Below are 19,952 nucleotides of genomic sequence, written 5' to 3' on the forward strand. Positions count from 1 at the left end.
TTGCGCATATCGCTTTGACATGCCTGCCGATTTTTTGCCCGGGTGGATGTGGCCGCTCAGGACGGGTATCGGTGCGGAGAACCCATCGCAGCCGCCACGCTCAGCCGAGGTAATCGGCCTCGCTGACATGCTCCATCCAGTCGACCACCTTGCCGTCCTGAACCTCCTGCAGGGCGATATGAGACATGGCGGTTTCGGGGGCCGCGCCATGCCAGTGCTTTTCTCCGGGCGCAAACCAGATGACATCGCCGGGGCGGATCTCTTCGACCGGGCCACCCAGCTTCTGCACCCGCCCGACGCCTGCGGTCACGATCAGCGTCTGGCCCAGCGGATGGGTGTGCCATGCGGTGCGCGCGCCCGGCTCGAAGGTGACCAGCGCGCCCTGCACACGCTCGGGCGTGGCGGGGTTGAAAAGCGCATCGATGCGCACACGACCCGTGAACCAGTCGGCAGGCCCCGGGCGCGAGGGGGTATGTCCGGCGCGAAAAATCTCCATCCTCAGTCTCCGTGATGCGGCCTCTGGCCTATCGCAACGCCCCCAGGGGCCGCAAAGTTCACGCCCCCGGCTGGCCCTGCGCCGTCAGCGCCAGCCGCCGCCGCAACTGACGGTCGCGCTTCAGATGCCATTCGCGGCTCATCGCCTCATTCCGGCTGGGCCATTGCTCGGCGTAAAGCATCACCCAGACGCGCCCGCGGGTCGAGCGCGCGCCGATGGAGCTGCCATTGTGCTCGGCCAGACGGCGATCCAGATCCAGCGTCCAGCCGACATAGGTCAGATAGCGCGTGGGCGTCGGGCAGCCCAGAACGTAAACATATGCGGTCATCATCGTCCCGAGGCTGGCGAGTGGCCCTGCCTCTCTAGCGCGCGCGGGAACCCTGCAGCAAGGCGGGGTTGAGCAACCTCCCGCACAGCCATCGAAATTCCGCTTTCCATCCCCCCGCGCCTCGGGTTTGGTGCGGCCAGCCCTGTACCTTGAAGATTGCAAAGGCCTTTCGCATGACCGGACGCCCCCCTGTTTCCTATCGCCGCCGCAAGGCGCGGCTTGCCACGACCGCAATGGCCCTGCTGGCACTCGGGACCGGCCTTGCGCGGGCCGAGGACGCGCCCGCGATCCCGCCCATTCCCGCCATCGTCGTCCCCGACTTCATGGGGATCGAGCCTGCGCAGCAAAACTTCGAGGATGCGCTTGGCGACCAGCTGGCCGGGATCGAGGGCCTCCGTGTCGCCCCGGCGCGCTGCGACGCCGCAGGTGCGCTGCTGCCCAGCCTTGGCATGGTGCTGCAGGACGACGCGGGCATCACCGCCAATCTGGGCGACAAGGGGCAATATCTGATCGACGCCGATGGCACCGGCGTCGTGAACCTCGGGACCGCGCGTTTCATCGTCGAGGATGACGGCTCGGGCGTCATCAACCGCGAAGGCGATGTCGAAGAGCAGATCACCGTCGAGGCCGATGGCTCGGGCACCTATAACAGCCCCGATCAGCAGATCACGCTGGATGGTCAGGGCGGCGGCACCTGGAACTCGGATGCGCGCGGCCAGATCACGATCGAGGCGGATGGCAGCGGCACCTGGAACGGCCCGCTGGGCCAGATCATCAACGAAGGCGACGGCTCGGGCAGCTGGAACGGCAGCCGGAGCATCATCAACGACGGCAATGGGCGCGGCACGGTCGACGGGCAGGAAGTGGATATGGAGCCGCTTCCCCCCGTCCCGCCTGCCGGAAAGTTTCCGCTGCTGACGAAGTTCCGCATTCCGCCCGCACCCTGCGGCTATGTCATCACGCTGGACGACAGCATCCTGTTCGATTTCGACCAATCCGACCTGCGCGCGGATGCCACCGCGACCGTCGACGCCTTGGCCGAAGCCTTCACCAAGGTCAGCCCCGCGCGGCTGGAGATTCGCGGCCATACCGACAGCAAGGGCAGCGACGACTATAATCAGGACCTGTCCGAGCGCCGCGCCCGGACCGTCGCCTCTGCGCTGAGCGAGCGTGAGGTGACCAGCGACATGGCGGCCCAAGGTTTCGGCGAAAGCCAGCCCGTCGCCGCGAATGAGATCGACGGCACCGACAACCCCGCCGGACGGCAGCTGAACCGGCGGGTCGAGATCTTTGTGCCGAACAGATAAACGCCGCCAACCGAGGGCACGGGCGGCTGACGATTTCTGATGCCGCCCGCGCCCATGGCGATATGATCGGCCTTGGCAAAACGGGAAGACCCATGGCGCGCCTCTCGGATATTCTGCTGACCGCCATCGCTCCGGCGATCTGGGGCAGCACCTATATCATCACGACCGAGCTGCTGCCGCCCGGCCATCCGATCACCGTCGCGATGATCCGGACGCTGCCGGCGGGGCTGATCCTGCTGGCGCTGTTGCGGGCGGTGCCTTCGGGCATCTGGGTCATGCGCTCGTTCATTCTGGGGGCGCTGAATTTCACGATTTTCCAGACGCTGCTGTTCGTCTCGGCCTATCGGCTGCCCGGAGGGATCGCCGCCACGATGGGCGCGGTCCAACCGCTGATCGTGATTTTCGTCGCCGCGATGATTCTGAAGCGCCCCGTCCGCACAGGCGCGATTCTGGCGGCGCTGGCCGGGCTAATCGGCGTGGGGCTGCTGGTTCTGCAAAGCCACGCGCGGCTGGATGTGCTGGGGATTCTGGCCGCCCTTGGCGGGGCGCTGTCCATGGCCTTCGGGACGGTGCTGACGCGGAAATGGAGCCCGGCAATCTCTCCGCTGGTGCTGACCTCTTGGCAGTTGACAGCAGGCGGGCTGCTTCTGCTGCCGATCGCGCTGATCTTCGAGCCGCCGCTGCCGCATCTGACGCCCGCCAATCTGGGCGGCTTTGCCTATCTGATCCTGCTGACCGCGCTGACCTATGTGCTGTGGTTTCGCGGCGTCGCACGGCTTGAGCCCTCGGCCGTGTCGACGCTGTCCTTCCTCAGCCCCTTTGTCGCGATCCTGCTGGGCTGGGCGATTCTTGGTCAGGCGCTGAGCGGATTGCAGATCGCGGGCGCGGTCATTGTCGTCCTCAGCATCGTGGCCAGCCAGCGGGTCGCGCGCTAACCGCTTGTCGCGATGAAGGCGGCCAGAGTGCGCGGCGCCACGGGCTTCATCAGGATCTGGATTTCGGCCTCGGCCGCGCGCTCCTGCACCTCTTCCGAGCGGTCGGCGGTGACCAGCCGCGCGGGCAGATCGCGGCCAAAGCGGGCACGCAGCGCGCCAAGGCAGGCGATGCCGTCCATGCCCTCGCCCAGCTGATAGTCGACAAGGCACAGATCGGGCTCCAGCCCGGTTTCGGCGATCAGGTCCAGCGCCGCCTCTCCGCTGGGGACGTCCAGAACCGTCAGCCCCCATTTCTCCAGCAGTTCGACCATGGCATGGGCCAGATCGGCGTCGTTTTCGACAAGAAGAACCGTGCGCGACATCTCATCCTCGCCGCGACCAAGCTGCGCGGCAGTGGTGGGGACGACCGCCGGACGCTCGGCCCTGCCAGCCTTCAGGCCGACGGCGAAGGTCGAGCCTTTCCCAAGCGCCGAGTGCAGCGTGATCTGATGGCCCAGCAGCAGCGAGGCGCGTTCGACAATCGCCAGCCCCAGACCCAGCCCCTCGCTGGCGGAGCTGCGCGCGCCGCCGCGATGGAATTCGCGGAAGATCTGGCTTTGCTCTGCCTCGGCAATGCCGGGGCCGGAATCCCGGACCTCGACCAGCCAGTCGGGGCCGCGACGGCGCACCCCAACGAAGACCCGCCCGCTGGCGGTATAGCGGATCGCGTTGGAGATCAGGTTCTGCAGGATGCGGCGCAGATAGATCTGGTCCGACATGACGATGCCGGTCGCCGGGCGGATGATCAGGCGCAGCCCCTTCAGCTCGGCCAGCGGGGTGAACTCCTCGCGCAGCTGGTCAAACAGTGGGCCAAGGGCAATCGGCTCGATGCTGACGGCGGCATTGCCGGATTCCAGACGCGAGATGTCCAGAAGCGCGCCCAGCAGCGTCTCGACCGAATCGAGTGAGCGTTGGACCTTGTCGATGGTCTTCTGCGCCCGCTCTCCCATCGCCTCATCCTGAAGCGAGGCCAGGTACAACGTCGCCGCCGACAGCGGCTGCAACAGATCGTGGCTGGCCGCCGCGACAAAGCGCGCGCGCGAGGAATTGGCCCGCTCGGCCTGCGAGAGTGCATCCTCCAGCTTCAGCGTGCGCTCGGCCACGCGGGCCTCCAGCGTTTCATTGGCGCGCGAAAGCTCCAGCAGCGCGTGACGCTCGGCCGTGACATCGTCGACGGACATGACAAAGCCACCGCCCGGGGTTTCCTGCGCGATGATGTCATAGATCTGGCGGCTGCCCTTGCGTTGAAGCTCGGTCCGGAAGCTGTCCTTGCGCCGGACCGAACGCACCCAGGAGGCCAGCCGGTGATGCGAATGGCCATGCGGAAAGTCGAATTGCGCGGTCAGCAGGTCGAAAAGCTGGTCGAACTGCATGCCCTGCCGCAGCCGCGTGCGGGGCAGCGTCAGGAATTCGGCCAGACGCTCATTCCAGCCCAGAAGGTAAAGGCGCGCATCGAAGATGCAGACGCCCAGCTTCAGATGCTCGAGCGTAGAATGCAGGATCTGCGCCTGATCGTCCAGCAGGCGCCCGCGTTCCTGCCGCTCCTTCCGGATCAGGTCGGTGACCTCGGTCTGCAGGATAGCGGTACCGCCGTCGCGGGTCCGATGTTCGGAGACCTGCACCCAGCGATCCGGGCCCATGGGCTGGGTCAGGATGAAGTGATGTTCGTCATGGCGGCGCTGGCGCATGCCGATCCATTCGGCGCGGCTCATGCCGTCGAGCATCTTCAGATGCTGCGAGCCCGCCACCAGTTGCAGGTAATCCGTGAAGCTGAGCCCCGGCACCAGTCTATCGACGATGTCGGGCAGCAGCGCGTTGAAGCGCGAATTGCACATGATCAGGACGTCGTTCGCGTCGAACAGCGCGAAGCCTTCCTGAATCGTCTCGACCGCCGCCGCAAGGTTCTGCCGGGCCGTCCCGGTTTCGCGATTGGCCGCCGCAAGCTGCGCGTTCGAGATGTTCAGAAGGTCCAGCGCCCGCTCAAGATCGCGGGTCCGCGTGCGCACCTGATCTTCCAGCATGGCGGCGTGGTGGAACTGCGCATAGCCCGCCGCGTCCGGCTCGGCCGCCGCCTCGGAATGCCGGATCAGCGAGCTGGCGATCCGCAAAAGCTTTTCGTTCTGCCGCTCAAGGCTGTCGTCGGGGCGAAAGATCTGCGCCAGTTCCTCTGGCAGGGAAGGCGCGCTCATGCCGGATCATCCGCGCTGAAGAAGGCGACGCCGGTCAGCGTCTGGTTGACATGCAGGCCGCCGAACTGTTCGCCATAGGTGGAAAAGCCGATGACCCGATTGGCCGAAAGCACGCGCGAAACCTCGCCCAGTTTCTGGCGTCCCTCGGCGTCGATGCGGCGGAAGATGCAGTCGAAGCCCAGAATCATCTCGGGCTTGCGGGTGCCGAACATGCCGGCCAGCGTGCGGGTCAGATGCTCGGTCATATCCTCGGGCTCAGCGATGGTCAGGACCATGCCCTCGGCAATCGCGCCATAGAAGGCCAGCCCGTGATCCGCCGTGGCGCGGCGAATGGCGCGGACGTGGTAGCGCCCGCCCGCGCGCACCATCACCGGCTGCGTCGCGAAGATGAAGGGCGACAGCGCCTCGGGCGGGATGTTCAGAAGCCGCGCATATTCCAGCGCCGCAGGTTCATCATTGATGCGGGTCACGACGCGGTTGATCGGGTCGGCGCCGGTCACGATCATCCGCGCCGAGGAGGGCCGCGTCGCATCCAGTGAGAAATGCCGGAACGCCCCCTTGGAGCGCATGAGGCACAGCACCGCGCCGCTGTCCAGCCTACGGCCATTGGCCAGCACCCGCGCGTCGCGGAAGAACCCCGCATCCCCGGCCGAGCCGCCGATCATCGGCACCTGCCCCAGCCCCGCAGCCAGCGCCGCGATCAGCGCCTCTTCCCGGCCCGAGATCCCGTCGACCAGCATGATCGCCAGCTCATGCGGGAAGGCCTCGGCGCGGCGACCCAGCGCCTGCCGCGCGGCCAAAAGCTGCGAGACAAGGTCGCGCGTCTCCAGCCGGTCCAGATGCTCGATCATCAAGAGTTCGACCGCGAAACCGGCGGCGGGAAAGCCCATGGCGACGATCTGGCCGGTCTGATAGCCGGTTTCGGTGATTTCTCCGGCGGTGGTGCAGCCGATGATCTGGGCACCGGGAAAGCTGGCCGCGCTGGTTTTCAAGAGCGGGTCCAGCTGCGCCTCGATCGAGACGAACAGGATCACCAGCGCAAAGGGACCGGGCCCCAGACCACGCGCCAGACCCGCAGCCGGATCCGGGTGATCGGCGGCGACCGAGGCGCTGCGCGGGGTCATATCCGCGCCGGCACCTTCAGCAATTTCAAGGCGATCTGGGGTCATGTCCTCGCTCGCTTACCGAGAGGACGTTAGAAGCTCGCTAATGGCCCGACAAGGGGCCAGTCGTCTGCGCTTCGCGGGCCATCAGCACCGCCTGTGTGCGCGAGGTCACACCCAGCTTGCGCATGATCGCGGTGACATGCGCCTTCACCGTGGTCTCGGCGATGTCCATGTCATGGGCGATCTGCTTGTTCATCTTGCCTTCGCAGACCTGTTCCAGGATCTTCGCCTGCTGCCGCGTGAGCTGCGACATGCGGCGGATCGCATCATCCTGCGGCGAGGGCTGGCCGCGCTCGGTCAGGGTGGCAAGGTTCGCCTCGGGCACGAAAATCTCGCCCATGGCGATGGTCTCGAAGGCCTGGCGGAAAAGGTCGCGCTTGGAATGCTTGGGCAGGAAGCCCGCCGCCCCCGCCACCAGCGCCGAGCGGATGATCCGCGGCTCGGCCGCCGAGGTCACGACGACGACCGGCACATCGGGCGCGGTCTGTCGCAGCGCCATCAGCCCTTCCAGCCCGTCGACATCCGGCAGGTTCAGGTCCAGCAGGATGATGTCGGGGCGGTCGCCCTGCTCGATCATCTTGATGGCCGCATCCAGCTTTTCGGCATGTTCGACGACCTGAACTCCGGCCACGGTTTGCAGGGTCATCGCCAGCGCGTCGCCGAACAGCGGATGATCCTCGATGATCAGGGCCGTCCGAAAGCCGGATCTGGGCCGGTTCATGGCGCTGTCTTCATCCTGCATCTGGGCTTTGCCTCTGGCTTGGAGTTGTCGAATCTGGCGTTCAGTTGAAATTTTGCGTCGAGATGCCCGCCAAGGCAACTCGGCCGGAGGTCGCCCCCGGCCGAGGTCAGTTTCAGGATCAGTTCGCGGCTGCGGGCAGCTTGAACGTCCAGACGGTGCCACCCTGGTTCAGGTAGTTCACCTTCTTGGCAACCTCGCCGCCCCACAGCGGGACCGCACCACCCCAGCCCGAGATGACCGAGACGAACTGCTCGCCATCCTGTTCCCAGGTGATCGGCTGGCCGACGACGCCCGAGCCGGTCTGGAAGGACCAGAGCTTTTCGCCGGTTTCGTCGTCGAAGGCGATGAACTCACCCTCGGGGTTGCCGGTGAAGACCAGACCGCCGGCGGTGGTCATCACGCCACCCCACAGCGGGGCGTCGTTCTTGTATTCCCACTTCACTTCGCCGGTGTTCGGGTCGATGGCCTTCAGGCTGCCGATGTGGTCTTCGAAGATCGGCTTGATGGTGAAGCCCGCGCCCAGATAGGCCGCGCCCTTCTTGTAGCTGATCGGCTCGTTCCAGATGTCCATGCCCCATTCGTTCGAGGGGACGTAGAAGAGGCCGGTCTTCTGGCTATGCGCCATCGGCATCCAGTTCTTGCCGCCCAGGAAGGACGGAACCGCAAAGACCTGCTGGCCCTTGCCGCCTTCGGCGGAGGTGTCCGGCGCGCCGGGACGGTTGTCCTCGTTATAGATCGGGCGGCCGTTTTCATCGATGCCGCTGGCCCAGGTGATGTTCTTCACGAAGGGATAGGCTGCGATGAATTTTCCGTCGTCACGGTTGAGGACATAGAAGAAGCCGTTGCGGTCGGCGGTCGCGTAGCGCTTGTTGCCGTCCTTGTCGACGAAGCCCACGACCTCGTTCACACCGTCGAAGTCCCAGCCTTCGCGCGGCGTGGTCTGGAAGTGCCACTTGATCTCGCCGTTTGCGGGGTCGATGCCAAGGCGCGAGGCGGCGTAGAGGTTGTCACCCTTGTTGCCCTCGACCGGCGTGCCGGCGTTGCGCAGGTGCGAGTTCCAGGGCGAGGGGTTGCCCGCGCCGAAGACCAGCGTCTTGGTGTCGGCGTCATAAGCGCCGCCCAGCCAGGTCGCGCCACCGCCGGTTTTCCACATGTCGCCCGGCCAGGTTGCGTTCAGCTCGCCGGTCATGGTGGTTTCTTCGCCGTTCATCGTGCCCATGTGGCCTTCGATGACGGGACGGGTCCAGACGGTCTCGCCGGTCTCGGCGTCCAGCGCGCGAACCTCGCCGACGATGCCGAATTCACCACCCGAGTTGCCGGTGATGACAAGGCCGTTCACGACCAGCGGGGCAGCCGTGATCGAGTAGCCTTCCTTGTAGTCGGCGATCTTCTTGTTCCATTTCACGTCGCCGGTCTTCAGGTCCAGCGCAACGATGCGCGCGTCCAGCGTGCCGAAATAGATGTTGTCGCCATAGATCGCGCCGCCCCGGTTGATGACGTCGCAGCAGGGCAGGATGCCTTCCGGCAGGCGGGCGTCATACTGCCAGATTTCCTTGCCGGTCTTCAGGTCGATCGCATAGATGCGCGAATAGGACCCGGTGACATACATCACGCCGTCATGGACCAGCGGCTGGCTTTCCTGACCGCGCTGCTTTTCCCCGCCCAGCGAGAAGGCCCAGGCCGGAACCAGGTTCTTGACGTTGTCCTTGTTCAGCGTGGTCAGCGGGCTGAAGCGCTGCAAGTCACGGCCCATGCCGTTGGTCAGCACGTCATTCGTGGTCTGCTGATCGTTCAGCAGATCCTCCTCGGTCACGGCGGCCTGCGCCGTTCCGATGCAGGTCAGGGCCATTACAGTGGCCAAGACGAAGCGGTTCATGACTGTCTCCTCCTTCGGGGTCCTGCCGCGATCTGTCCATCTTCGCAGTCGGGCGTCGCTCCTAGTATGGAAAGCCTGACGGGTCGGGATATTGTCCATTGGTCGAAGCAGGGCATTTTCCCCGGGTCAATCCGGGCACTTACCCGCGCACCCTCAGAACAGCGACTGATAGCGCCACTCATCGGCGTCGGGCGTGATCGCGCGGGGGTCATAGCCTGCATCCTGCAACACCTTGGCGGGGGCAAGCCCATCCCGCGCGGCCTCATCGACATAGCGCCGACCGGCGTCGGGGTCAGGCGCCACACCGCGACCGCGCAAGAGGTCCAGCCCATAGTTCAGTTTGCCGACCGGATCGCCCGCCTCGGCCGCTCGGCGGTCCCATTCGGCGGCGGCTTCCGAGTTCTGCTCGGCCCCCAGCCCGTTTTCATCCAGCTGGCTCATCCAGGTCATCGCATGGGTCCAGCCGTCATCGGCGCATTGGGTGAAGATGTCGCGCGCCTCGGCGTGGCGTCCGGATTTGGTCACCAGATAGCCGGTGGCGCAATTCGTCATCGAGGTCTCGCCCCGGGCAATGTCGTCAAGGACGCGGTTGATCGACAGCTCCTCGGGGTTGGTCTGACCCAGTTCGTCAAGGTCCTCGGCCATGGCGGGCGCGGCTGTCGCGGCGACAAGGGCAATCAGCAGGGTCAGGCGCATGGGGGAACCTCGGCAAGGGTTGCGGTCAGCCGATTCTAGCAGATCCCGCTCAACCATTGGGCTTAGACGTTGGTCGAATTGCAGGGGCACGCTTCGCCATCACAGTTTCAGGGATCACAGCAGACAGGGACCTGAGGGATGGGGAACCTGAAGGGAGGGAGACGCCGCATGACCAGAATGATGCTTGTCGCCACCGGTCTTGCTGCGCTGGCCGTGCCCGCATGGGCCGACACCCTGCGCATCGACTGGCTGGAGCGTCAGACCGTGCCCCCTCCGGTGCTGTCGAACCTTGAGGAAACCCCCGAGGATCTGGGCCTTGCCGGGGCGCGTCTGGGCGTCAAGGACATCGCCACGACCGGCAAGTTCATGGGCCATGACTATGTGCTGAACGAAACCCGCGTCGCGCCCGAGGATGATTTCCTCTCTGCCGCGAAAGCGGTGATTGCCGATGGCGCGAAGGTGCTGGTGGTCAAGGCCCCTGCCCCCGATCTGCTGGCGCTGGCGGACCTGCCCGAGGCCAAGGACCTGCTGATCCTGAACGCCTTTGCCCCCGATGACAGCCTGCGCGGCGCCGATTGCCGGGCGAATGTGCTGCACTCGGTCCCGAGCCTTGCCATGCGCGCCGATGCGCTTGGCCAATATGTGCTGGCCAAGAAATGGACCCGGCTGGCGCTGGTGTCCGGCCCCAACCCCGAGGACAAGGCCTTCGCCGAGGCGATGAAGGCCTCGCTGACGAAATTCGGCCTGACTCTGGAGGGCGAAAAGGCCTGGGCCTTCGATGCCGACATGCGCCGCGTCGCCTCGGAAGAGGTGCCGCTTTTCACGCAGGACCTGCCCGCGCATGACCTGCTGCTGGTCGCCGATGAGCGCGGCGATTTCGGCCGCTACATCGCCTATAACACCTGGTCGCCCAGCCTGCTGGCGGGCTCGGAGGGGATTGTGCCGAAAGGCTGGTCGCCGGTGGTCGAGCATTTCGGCGCGGCCCAGCTGCAAAGCCGCTTCATCGCCGACACCAGCCGCCAGATGCAGGCTGAGGATTTCGCCGCATGGGCCGCCGTCAACGCCATCGGCGAAGAGGTCGCGCGTTTCGGCGGCGAGGACGCCCCCAGCATGCGCGCGAACCTGCTGTCGGACAAATTCCGGCTGGCGGGCTTTCTGGGCACGCCGCTGTCATTCCGCGACTGGGACGGCCAGATGCGCCAGCCCGTGCCGCTGGTCACCCCGCGCGCCGTGGTGATGCTGGCCCCGCTTGAAGGCTTCCTGCACGAGCGGTCGGAACTCGACACATTGGGCACGGACCTGCGCGAAAGCACCTGCACTGCATTTGGAGACAAGACATGATCCGCGCCCTGCTTCTGACGACCGTACTGGCCAGCCCCGCGATGGCCGATGAAATCTGGGTCACGAATGAGCTCGACAACACCGTCAGCGTGATCGATGCCGACAGCTTCGAGGTCTTGCACACCTATGAAACAGGCCAGCGCCCGCGCGGCGTCACCTTCTCGCGCGATTTTTCCGTGCTCTATATCTGCGCCTCGGATTCCGACACGGTGCAGGTGATGGACCCGAACACGGGCAAGATCCTGCATGAACTGCCCTCGGGCGAGGACCCCGAGCAATTCGTCGTCTCGCCCGACGACCGCTTCCTTTACATCGCGAACGAGGATGACGCGATCACCACCGTCGTCGACACCCAGACCCGCAAGGTCGTGGCCCAGATCGACGTCGGCATCGAGCCCGAGGGCATGGCCGTCTCGCCCGATGGCAAGATCCAGGTCACCACCTCGGAAACGACCAATATGGCCCATTGGATCGACACCGAAACGCATAAGATCATCGCCAATACCATGGTCGATTCCCGCCCCCGCCACGCCGAATTCTCACCCGACGGCAAGCAGCTGTGGGTCAGCGCCGAGGTGGGCGGCACGGTCTCGGTCTTTGATGTCGAGACGCAGCAGGAACTGGGCAAGATCGGCTTCGAGATGCCCAATATTCGGCCCGAGAAACTGCAGCCCGTGGGCATGAAATTCTCGCCCGATGCCAGCAAGGTCTTCGTGGCACTTGGACCGGCGAACCACATCGCCGTGGTCGATGTCGCCACCCGCGAGGTCGAGGAGTATATTCTGGTCGGCCGCCGCGTCTGGCACATGGCCATCTCGCCCGATGAGACCAAGCTTTTCACCACGAACGGCGTTTCAGGCGATGTCACGGTCGTCGATATTGCGACCCGCAAGCCGCTGAAAACAGTAAAGGTTGGCCGCTATCCCTGGGGCGCGGCCGCCCGCCCGACGAACTGAGGGGCGGCGCGCGCCCGGGCGCATCAGGGGAAATTGTCCCGCTTCGACCAATGGACAATACCCCTGAAAACCGCGCGCCCGTAAAGCTTGGATCAGCATACAGATGACATGGGAGGATAACATGTCCCCGAACGCCAAGATCTCGACCCTTGCTGCTCTCGCGCTGGCGACGCTGTTGCCCTTGCAGGCCATCGGTCATGGCGATGTCGCGCCGCAGCCGATGAACACTGACGCCCTGCCCGACGTGGGCGAGGAATGGCTGACGGTAAATCCTTACCGCGCCGAGGAAGTGGGCGAGGAGGTCTGGAAGAAGGCCATCCAGATCGGCGATTCCGGCTATAACCAGAACTGCGCGCGCTGCCACGGGCTGGGTGCGGTCTCGGGCGGTCTGGCCCCCGACCTGCGCTTCCTTGAGGCGGAAGAGGCCGGTGACGAATGGTTCGCCGACCGCTTCATCCACGGCTACACGCAGGACGGCACCACCAAGATGCCCGCCTTTGGCGAGGTTCTGGGCCAGAAGGCCGGTTGGGCGATCCGCACCTATATCGAGACCCGCCCCGAAGATGGCGCGCTGGACGATCACACCGCCCGCCTGACGGAAATCCGCAATGAGCTGAAGGCAGGCGGCGGCGATATCGAGAAGATCAAGGCCGAGCTGCAAGAGATCAACGCGGGCGTCGCCACCGCCTCGGGCGCGCCGGTCGCTGACAGCGTTGCGGCCCGCGCGGCGGCCTCGCTGACCGATCAGGCCAGCGAAAAACATGCAGCCGAGATCCTGACTGTCGGACTTTCCGCGGCAGAATGATGGCTCGGGCACACGAATCGCTGCGTGTGCTGGCTGCAAGCCTGGCGGCAGCGCTGGTCCTTTCCGGACCGGCGCTGGCCGCCTGTGCCGACACGCCGCCGGAACAACGGCTGCAGAACACCTTCCCCACCGACATCGGCCGCTCGCTGGATCAGATCCGCGAGGATGGCTGGATCGAGGTGGCGCTTTACGAAGATTTCGCCCCATGGTCCTGGGAACAGGACGGAAAAATTCAGGGTATCGACGTCGACATTGCCCGCCTGATCGCCGATGATCTGGGGGTCGAGCTTCGCCCGCGCCTTGTGCAGGCCAGCGAGACGCTGGACGCCGATCTTCTGAACTATGTCTATCGCGGCGCGGTCGTCGGCGGGCATGTGTCGAACCTTTTCATGCACGCGCCCTATGACGTCGAATATGCCTGCCGCTTCGATCAGGTGGTCTTCACCGGCATCTATGCCGAGGAACATCTGGCCATCGCCTATAGCGCCAAGGCCTATCCCGAAAAGCCGCCGGTCCCGGCGGTGTTTCGCTATGATCCCGTCGCTGTCGAAAACGACTCCATTTCGGATTTCTACCTGACCGGCCTCTCGCAGGGCGCGACGAATGACAAGATCCACCGCTTGCCGAACATACAGGCGGCGATGGAGGCGCTGGCGGCTGGCGAGGTGATGGCGGTGATGGCCCCCCGCTCGCAGATCGATCCGCTGCTGACCGAGGGCATCGAGGTGCACGAGCCGCCCTTCGTCGGGCTGGCCAAGTCGAAATGGCCGTTGGCCATCGCGCTGTCGTTCCAGCATCGCCCGCTGGGGTACGAGGTCGACGACATCATCGACGCCGCCATCGCGGATGGCCGCATTCCGGCGATTTTCGAGGCGCATAAGGTGACCTTCCACCCGCCGGAACGCTAAGCCTTAAAGCTGGCCCAGATTGCCGTCGAAATCGACAAGCCGCACCGGCCCGACCCCAAGTCGGGCCGCTGCCGTTTTCATCGCCGGGCGCTCCATCAGCACGAAAGCCGTGGCAGCGGCATCGGCCAGCGCGGCGCTGTCAGCCTCGACGCTGACGGTCGACCACAGCGGCGGCTGCCCCTGCGGTCCCATGATATGGCTTTCGCCCCCGGCAAAGCGCAGCGCGGCGGGCGAGGAGGTCGCGATCGCGCGGCCCGGGCGCAGGGTCAGCTGACCCAGAACCCCGCTCTCGGGGTCGGAAAGGCCCAGCTGGAATTCCGCGCCCAAAGCCCGCGCCTCGCCCATGTCGACAAGGACGCCGCCCAGGTCGCGCAGTGCGGGCAGCGCGGCCACGCGGTCGGTTGCCAGCCCCTGTGCCAGCCCGTTGAAGGTCAGCTGCTGGCCGGGCTGCAGGCGGATCTCTCCCGCCGTGGCGATCTGGGCGAAGGTCGCGGGCAAGCGACCCGCCCCCTGCCCCTCTGACAGTCGCAGCCATTGGCTTTGGACCGAGGGATCGAAGGCCCCGCCCGTCGCCTCATGCACCTCAAGCGCCAGATCGACCGCCTGCTGCATCAGCGCCGAGGCGTGGCCGCGACCTTCGCGGTTCAGCCGCGTCAGTTCGGACTCGCGGTAGAGCGACAGCGTGTCCTCGACCAGCCGGATCTCGGCCAGCACCTGATCGACGACCGCCCGAGGGGCCGCGCCGCCACGCACAAGGATGCGGGCATCCGCGCCCATGACCTGCCCCTGCCATTCGGCGGCCATCGCGCCCCCACCGGCGGCGCAGGCCCCCGCGACGATCTGAAGGAAGCGGCGACGTTTCATGCGGCACGGCTCCTTTGGCGGGCGGCGATGATCAGCGGCACGCAAAGCTTCGGATCATCATGGATCTTCACGCAATCAAGGCATTGGAAGCATTCGGAATAGCGGATCTCGCCCTTGGTGCCGATGGCGGCGTAATTGCATTTGACCTTGCAAAGCTGGCAGGGAGAGCCGCATTGCACGCGGCGCGGAATCCATTTGCGCAGCCTCAGCAACCCGCCCAGACGCATCAGCGCGCCCAGCGGACAGATCGAGCGGCAGAAGCCCTTGAACCAGACCATCGAGACCGCAAGCCACCCCCCCGCCCACAGCAGATAGGGCCAGGGCCGGTCGAAATGCATGGTGATCGCGGTCTTGAAGGGCTCGATCTCGGCCACGGTTTCGGTGTGCTGAGGGGCGATGAAGCTGGTCAGGACCAGCACGGCCAGTGCGGCGGGCCCGGTCCACAAAAGCGCCCGGCCCAGAGAGCGCGGCGGCTGCCATTGCGGCAGGCCCAGACGGCGGCCCAGATGGTGCGCGAATTCCTGCATGGCCCCAAAAGGGCACAGCCAGCCGCAGAAAAGGCCCCGGCCCCAAAGCACGAAGCCCAGAATGGCCGCGACCCAGACGAGCAGCGAGAAGGGGTCGTAAAGCAGCACCTCAAGCCCGCCGCCCTGCATGACGCCGCGCAACACCGCCAGAGGCGTGACGATGGAAAGCTGCCCCTGCCCCCAGAAGCCCACGAAGCCGATGACGACGGCCAGAACGGCCAGCCGGATCGCGGTATAGTGGCGCTGCGCGGCCAAGCGGGACTGGCGCAGCAGCAGCGCGGTGAGGGCCAGCAGCCCCACGCCCAGAAGGATCAGGTCGACCATGCGGATCTGGATGGCACTCAGCCAGGGCGGCAATTGCGTCACCGCCTCGGGGCGCAGGAAGAAGCGCTCGGGCAGGCCCATGGTCAGGGCGAAATCGCGACTGCCGGCTTCCGGCTGGAACATGCCGTGCTGTCGCTCGGCGATCAGGGACAACTGCCATTCCCGCGACGGGTCGAAGCCCAGCCGCCGGTCCAGCCGCAGCACCATGACCGTGGCGTCGGAGAGCTCTTCCGGCACGCCCTCACCCAGCGAGACCGAGAGATCCGCGTCGCGCAGCGCCAGCGGCAACCCGTCCTGCTGGGCCGAGACCAGATCGGGCGCGGTATTGCGCACGAACTCGGATGAGACGAGCCCCTGCCGCCCGGCCTCGATCAGCAAAAGCGGCTCATCATCGGGCGATAGGCTGGCGAGGCGTTGCACATCGGCCAGAGAATCCGCGTCCAGCAAGGCCTGCGCCAAGGCGGGCGGGCCGATGTCGATGGCGTAAAGATCGATGAAGGGCGCGTCCGGATCCTCCGCCGCCTCGGGGTCGTCATCGGCCCAGATGCTGCCCGCGAAGGCGGTGTCGACCTCGGCATTGGTGACGCGCAGGTGGCGGATCAGCCCCTCGGCCAGCGCGCCTTCCCAATCCAGCGCCTCGCTGTGGTCGGGGTCCGGGCGGGGCGGCGGGCCTGCGGAAATGCCCTGCAGCTTTTCGCGCGCCACCGCCAGCGTCGCGGCCAGGATCGATTCATGGGCAATGCGGACGCTGGCCGTCGCCTTGGTCACCCCGTCCAGATAGACCAGCTCCGAGCCGCCGGAATTGCCATAGGCCGTCCCCACCACCAGCGGCTCATGGATGGAATGGCCGCGATACTGGGTCAGGAAATCGCGCAGCGGCGCCTCGCCCAGACCCGAGACGAAAATCGGCTCATTATGGGCCAGAAGGCGGGTGTCGATGAAGGTGCCCTCAAGATCGATCAGCACCAGAATGTTGATGGGCTGGCCCGAAAAGCCCGGCAGGGGGGCCAGCGGTCCGGTCTCGAACACATAGCCCGCCTCGCCGCCGCCCGAATTCAGCAGGCTCCAGACGCCCGCATCGTTGACCGGCTCGCCCAGAGCATAGGGGGCGACGATCATCGGCTCCAACTGGTCGCGGGTCAGCGGCGCCGCCAGAAGCGGTGTTGCCAGCATCAACCAAAGAAGGACCGCGCGCCACATGCGGGCCAGATTACTGCGCCGTGATCACCGGCCAATTCGACCTTGGTAGAATTCGCGCCCCATTTCGGAAATCGTTCGGCAATGAGTGTTTCGTGTCATGCGCGCTTATGCCGCAGCCGACTAGGCTTCAGGTAACGCATTCATCGACAGGGAGGATACGATGACCACGTTTACGAAGCTGCTGCTGGCCGCCGGACTGAGCTTTGCCACCACCGGTGTCGCGCTGGCCGCAGGCGCAGAGGTGACCCATGTTCCGGGCGCGCAGGCCCAGGACATCGCGCCGATGGAGGTGCCCGGCGTCAACGCCTGGCTGCAGGACGCGCTGTCGGCCGAGGCCACCGACAAGCCGCTGACCTGCGGGTTCTTCCGCATCGCCAAATCCGATGAGCCGCTGATCTATGACTATGACTATGACGAGACCAAGATCGTTCTGGATGGCGTGATCACCGTCGATGACGGCACCAAGAAGGTCGACGCGCAGAAGGGCGATGTGCTGCTGCTGCCGAAGGGCGCGCATATCACCTTCACCACCGAGACCGAAGGCACGGCATGGGTGTGCGGCGCACGCCCCCGCGACACCGCCTGAGCACCCTGGGGAGGGAGGAGGACATGATGCGTAAAACGGTTGCAGCCCCTGCGGGGGCTCTGGCCATCCTTGCTTCGACCATGATGGCGGGCGCGGATGGACCTTCCAATCTTCACGACCTGACGGCGGGGGACCCGTTCTTCTATACCGCCGATCAGGACATCAAGGCCGATGACGGCCAGCGCGAGATGCTGGGCGTGGGCCGCCCCGACCGCACCCATTCGGGCATCCCGCACCTGCCCGTCTTCATGGGCTATATGAATACGAACTATACCTATCGCTTCGTGACCGTGGCCGAGCAGGTCTTCACTATGATCGGCGAAGGCAAGCATGGTCTCTGGCGGGTGCAGGACAATGGCACGATCCGCGAATATCTGAAGCCGGGCGCGACCGGGCTGAAAGAGGGCGCCGACCCGCTCGCGGTAGAAAATGAGGGCGTCGTCGGCAGCGATTACGCCTCGTTCATCCCCGAGGCGGGCTGGGACGGCTACCGCTACCCCGATCAGAAGATCGACGATCAGGGGCGGCTGACCTTCATCGACCTGCCGATCACCCACCCGAAATATCAGGGCAAGTACCAGAACCACGACCCGATCGACCTGCCGAATTTCTATTGCACGATGTCGGAGAACGATTTCCCCTATGCGCTGCAGGCGATGGACTTCGCCTTTGCCCAGAAGGCCGCGAACAAGGTCGGACCGCTGGGCAAACGCGCCGGGCTCGACGTCAGCGAGAACTACACCCGCGTGCTGCGACTGAGCCATTTCCCCGATGCCCGCACCTGGGTGAACACCGGGGTCGAGGGTCAGGACGCGCTGCATGTCGACTGGAAACCCGTCGACACCACCCAGACCGAGGCCGAGTATTACCTCGTCGAGCGGCCCTTCTTCAACAAGCCCTATCTATTCGTGGCGGCGGTCTATGACAATCGCGACAATGACGATCTGAGCTATGTCCGCCCTGCGGGTCCCTATTGGGACGCTTTGGGCGAACGGCAGGCGGGGCTGAAGACCGAGGTGACGCAGGCCCCGCGCTTCCATCTGGAAGGCGGCGGCGAGGCGGCGGCGGTGGGCACGCCCCTTTTCGGGGTCCATCACCCGAACCGTGCGGCCTATAAGGGCGGCGGGGCCTGCCCGCTGAAAGGCGGCGATTGGGGGCGCTATCCCGACACCAGCGGCGGTGCGGGCTGGCCCACCAATTACGAAGAGGTGACGCCGCTCTGCGACGCAGTTCTGGTCGATATCAAGTTCTACTCGAACCTCGACCAGCAGGAATGGACGGACCCGAAGAAATACCTCGCCAATGCCGCGACGGGTTCGACCGATGTGACCTATAAGGTCATGCCGGGCGATTACGGCACCTTCACCGACCCCTACAACACCGCGCAGGGCAAGGTGAACCCGGACGCGATGTCGGTGCCCGAGGAGATCACGCTGACCTATTCCTCGGTCGCGTCGCCCGTCGAATTCGAACGCCCTGCCCCGAGATCGCTTGATACCGCGCAGATGGTGCCGACGCCCAGCACCTCCTGCCGCCCGATCCCGGGCTAAGCCCGTCCCGCGCGTGGCAGCATGCGCGGGATCAGAGCCACAGCTCGCATTTGCGGATCAGCTCGGCCCGGTTCGTCGCCTGCAGCGACAGCCGGGCATTGCGCAACTGGTTCTCGATGGTGCGGGCGGATTTGCCCAGAGCCTCGGCGATCTCCTCGCAGCTCAGCCCCTGGGCCGCCAGACGGATGGCGTCAAGCTCTGCCGGGCTGGGGCGGCGCACCGCCGCCTGCCCGCCCTCGCGCGCGCTCCACATCCGGCTGACCGCCAGCAGCGGTCCCAGAAAATCCTGAGAGAACGCCGCGATCCCGCCCAGTTCATCATCGGACCAGGCGTGGATGTCACGGGTGAAATCCATGCACATCAGCCCCACCGGGCGGCGCTGATAGGTCAGGCGCTGAAACAGGATCGACTTGCTGCTGATCGAGGTGAAATCATTGCGGCAATCATTGAGAAACGGGTGCAGCGCCACCTCATCGCAGCTGACCGGGCGCGCGCCATGCCAGGCGCGGCGAAAGACATAGGCCTGATTGGGATAGGAGGCCTCATCGCAGCGGGGCGGATCGGTGCGCCGGTTGTAATGCACGCGGATCGGCGCATAGTCGCGGTCCCGAGGCTGGGCAAAACCCAGATCGACGCGGCAGACGCCGACGTTCTCGATCAGATGGTCAAGCGCCACGGCAGCCAGTTCTTCCGGGTCCTCGATCACAAGGATCATATGGGCCACGCAGTTCAGCTCGGACGCTGAACGGTCGCGGCGGAAGCGATCAAGGAAACCTTCTTTCAACTGCTTGCGTGACGGAGGTGTTGTCAGCAAATCCTGCATCAAGACTGCCCGCCAAGGGCGAAAAGGTTACATATCTGTGACAAGCATAGGGGGAGGCTTCGGTCGCAGGCAAGACCTCCGATCTGCAGGCGGACGGACATGGGACCAAAATGGGAGGGTTCGACCGGACGCGCAGCGCGTCAAACGCAATCAAGCCATTGATATCTGGGGAATGGTGGGCGACCCTGGAACGGCCACCATCTCCATAAGAGCCTGATCTTGCTAGCATTTCACTGTGCGCGAGTTGCGTTGTGTCACACCTATGTGTCGCACTTCGAGCAATACGTAGCAAGC

At 65.4% G+C, this 19,952-nt stretch carries 18 protein-coding genes; 8 read left to right on the plus strand and 10 right to left on the minus strand.

Annotated features, from left to right (window positions below; translation table 11 throughout):
- Window positions 1–100 precede the first annotated feature (100 nt).
- Window positions 101–496 carry a (R)-mandelonitrile lyase gene (locus IQ24_RS14700; protein WP_145399039.1) on the minus strand — a complete coding sequence of 132 codons (396 nt, stop codon included), beginning with the start codon at window positions 494–496 and terminating at the stop codon, window positions 101–103.
- Window positions 497–554: 58 nt separating this feature from the next.
- A complete protein-coding gene (locus tag IQ24_RS14705; RefSeq protein WP_199756588.1) occupies window positions 555–824 on the minus strand; it encodes a GIY-YIG nuclease family protein in 270 nt (89 codons plus the stop codon).
- A gap of 173 nt (window positions 825–997) precedes the next feature.
- Here IQ24_RS14705 and IQ24_RS14710 point away from each other — a divergent pair, with 173 nt between their 5' ends.
- Together IQ24_RS14710 and IQ24_RS14715 are read left to right on the plus strand one after the other, a co-directional pair.
- Window positions 998–2,131, plus strand: a complete 1,134-nt coding sequence (locus IQ24_RS14710; protein WP_145399041.1) for an OmpA family protein — start codon at window positions 998–1,000, stop codon at window positions 2,129–2,131.
- Between the two features lie 92 nt (window positions 2,132–2,223).
- Window positions 2,224–3,066, plus strand: coding sequence for an EamA family transporter (locus IQ24_RS14715; protein ID WP_145399042.1), 843 nt, complete (start codon window positions 2,224–2,226; stop codon window positions 3,064–3,066).
- On the opposite strand, the gene IQ24_RS14720 is transcribed toward IQ24_RS14715, so the two are convergent.
- The 5 genes from IQ24_RS14720 to IQ24_RS14740 all read right to left on the minus strand — a co-directional run bounded on the left by IQ24_RS14720 (window position 3,063) and on the right by IQ24_RS14740 (window position 9,774).
- Complete coding sequence (locus IQ24_RS14720; RefSeq protein ID WP_145399043.1) at window positions 3,063–5,294, minus strand: PAS-domain containing protein; 2,232 nt, start codon at window positions 5,292–5,294, stop codon at window positions 3,063–3,065. The genes IQ24_RS14715 and IQ24_RS14720 overlap by 4 nt on opposite strands.
- Complete coding sequence (locus tag IQ24_RS14725; RefSeq protein WP_145399044.1) at window positions 5,291–6,463, minus strand: FIST N-terminal domain-containing protein; 1,173 nt, start codon at window positions 6,461–6,463, stop codon at window positions 5,291–5,293. Before IQ24_RS14725 ends, IQ24_RS14720 begins: the two co-directional genes overlap by 4 nt.
- A 37-nt stretch (window positions 6,464–6,500) precedes the next feature.
- Window positions 6,501–7,181: a response regulator gene (locus IQ24_RS14730; protein ID WP_242008212.1), complete on the minus strand. Its 681-nt coding sequence runs from the start codon at window positions 7,179–7,181 to the stop codon at window positions 6,501–6,503.
- Between the two features lie 139 nt (window positions 7,182–7,320).
- Entirely contained in the window at window positions 7,321–9,078 is a 1,758-nt protein-coding gene (locus IQ24_RS14735; RefSeq protein ID WP_145399046.1) for a PQQ-dependent methanol/ethanol family dehydrogenase, read from the minus strand.
- A 153-nt stretch (window positions 9,079–9,231) separates the two neighbouring features.
- Complete coding sequence (locus tag IQ24_RS14740) at window positions 9,232–9,774, minus strand: tetratricopeptide repeat protein (protein ID WP_145399047.1); 543 nt, start codon at window positions 9,772–9,774, stop codon at window positions 9,232–9,234.
- Between the two features lie 168 nt (window positions 9,775–9,942).
- On the opposite strand from IQ24_RS14740, the gene IQ24_RS14745 reads away from it, so the two are divergent.
- The 4 genes from IQ24_RS14745 to IQ24_RS14760 all read left to right on the plus strand — a co-directional run bounded on the left by IQ24_RS14745 (window position 9,943) and on the right by IQ24_RS14760 (window position 13,784).
- The gene (locus tag IQ24_RS14745; RefSeq protein WP_242008213.1) at window positions 9,943–11,115 is read left to right on the plus strand and encodes an ABC transporter substrate-binding protein; all 1,173 of its coding nucleotides are present in this window, start codon (window positions 9,943–9,945) and stop codon (window positions 11,113–11,115) included.
- Complete coding sequence (locus IQ24_RS14750) at window positions 11,112–12,071, plus strand: YVTN family beta-propeller repeat protein (protein ID WP_145399048.1); 960 nt, start codon at window positions 11,112–11,114, stop codon at window positions 12,069–12,071. Before IQ24_RS14745 ends, IQ24_RS14750 begins: the two co-directional genes overlap by 4 nt.
- Window positions 12,072–12,192: 121 nt before the next feature.
- Window positions 12,193–12,876, plus strand: coding sequence for a cytochrome c-550 PedF (gene pedF / locus IQ24_RS14755; protein WP_145399049.1), 684 nt, complete (start codon window positions 12,193–12,195; stop codon window positions 12,874–12,876).
- On the plus strand, window positions 12,876–13,784 hold the full coding sequence (locus IQ24_RS14760) for a substrate-binding periplasmic protein (RefSeq protein ID WP_338419478.1): 909 nt from the start codon (window positions 12,876–12,878) through the stop codon (window positions 13,782–13,784). The genes pedF and IQ24_RS14760 overlap by 1 nt, the downstream gene beginning before the upstream one ends.
- A 3-nt stretch (window positions 13,785–13,787) precedes the next feature.
- On the opposite strand, the gene IQ24_RS14765 is transcribed toward IQ24_RS14760, so the two are convergent.
- On the minus strand, window positions 13,788–14,648 hold the full coding sequence (locus IQ24_RS14765; protein ID WP_145399051.1) for an FAD:protein FMN transferase: 861 nt from the start codon (window positions 14,646–14,648) through the stop codon (window positions 13,788–13,790).
- Entirely contained in the window at window positions 14,645–16,672 is a 2,028-nt protein-coding gene (locus IQ24_RS14770; RefSeq protein ID WP_242008214.1) for a 4Fe-4S binding protein, read from the minus strand. Before IQ24_RS14770 ends, IQ24_RS14765 begins: the two co-directional genes overlap by 4 nt.
- A 187-nt stretch (window positions 16,673–16,859) precedes the next feature.
- Between IQ24_RS14770 and IQ24_RS14775 the strand changes: the two genes are divergently transcribed.
- Both IQ24_RS14775 and IQ24_RS14780 read left to right on the plus strand, forming a co-directional pair.
- Entirely contained in the window at window positions 16,860–17,285 is a 426-nt protein-coding gene (locus tag IQ24_RS14775; RefSeq protein WP_145399053.1) for a cupin domain-containing protein, read from the plus strand.
- 26 nt (window positions 17,286–17,311) lie between these two features.
- Complete coding sequence (locus IQ24_RS14780; protein WP_199756589.1) at window positions 17,312–18,835, plus strand: hypothetical protein; 1,524 nt, start codon at window positions 17,312–17,314, stop codon at window positions 18,833–18,835.
- 31 nt (window positions 18,836–18,866) lie between these two features.
- Here the strand turns inward: IQ24_RS14780 and IQ24_RS14785 are convergent, their stop codons facing one another.
- Window positions 18,867–19,658: a helix-turn-helix transcriptional regulator gene (locus IQ24_RS14785; RefSeq protein WP_145399055.1), complete on the minus strand. Its 792-nt coding sequence runs from the start codon at window positions 19,656–19,658 to the stop codon at window positions 18,867–18,869.
- Between the last annotated feature and the right edge of the window lie 294 nt (window positions 19,659–19,952).

This window comes from Paracoccus sulfuroxidans (genome assembly GCF_007830335.1).
Lineage (GTDB): Bacteria > Pseudomonadota > Alphaproteobacteria > Rhodobacterales > Rhodobacteraceae > Paracoccus > Paracoccus sulfuroxidans.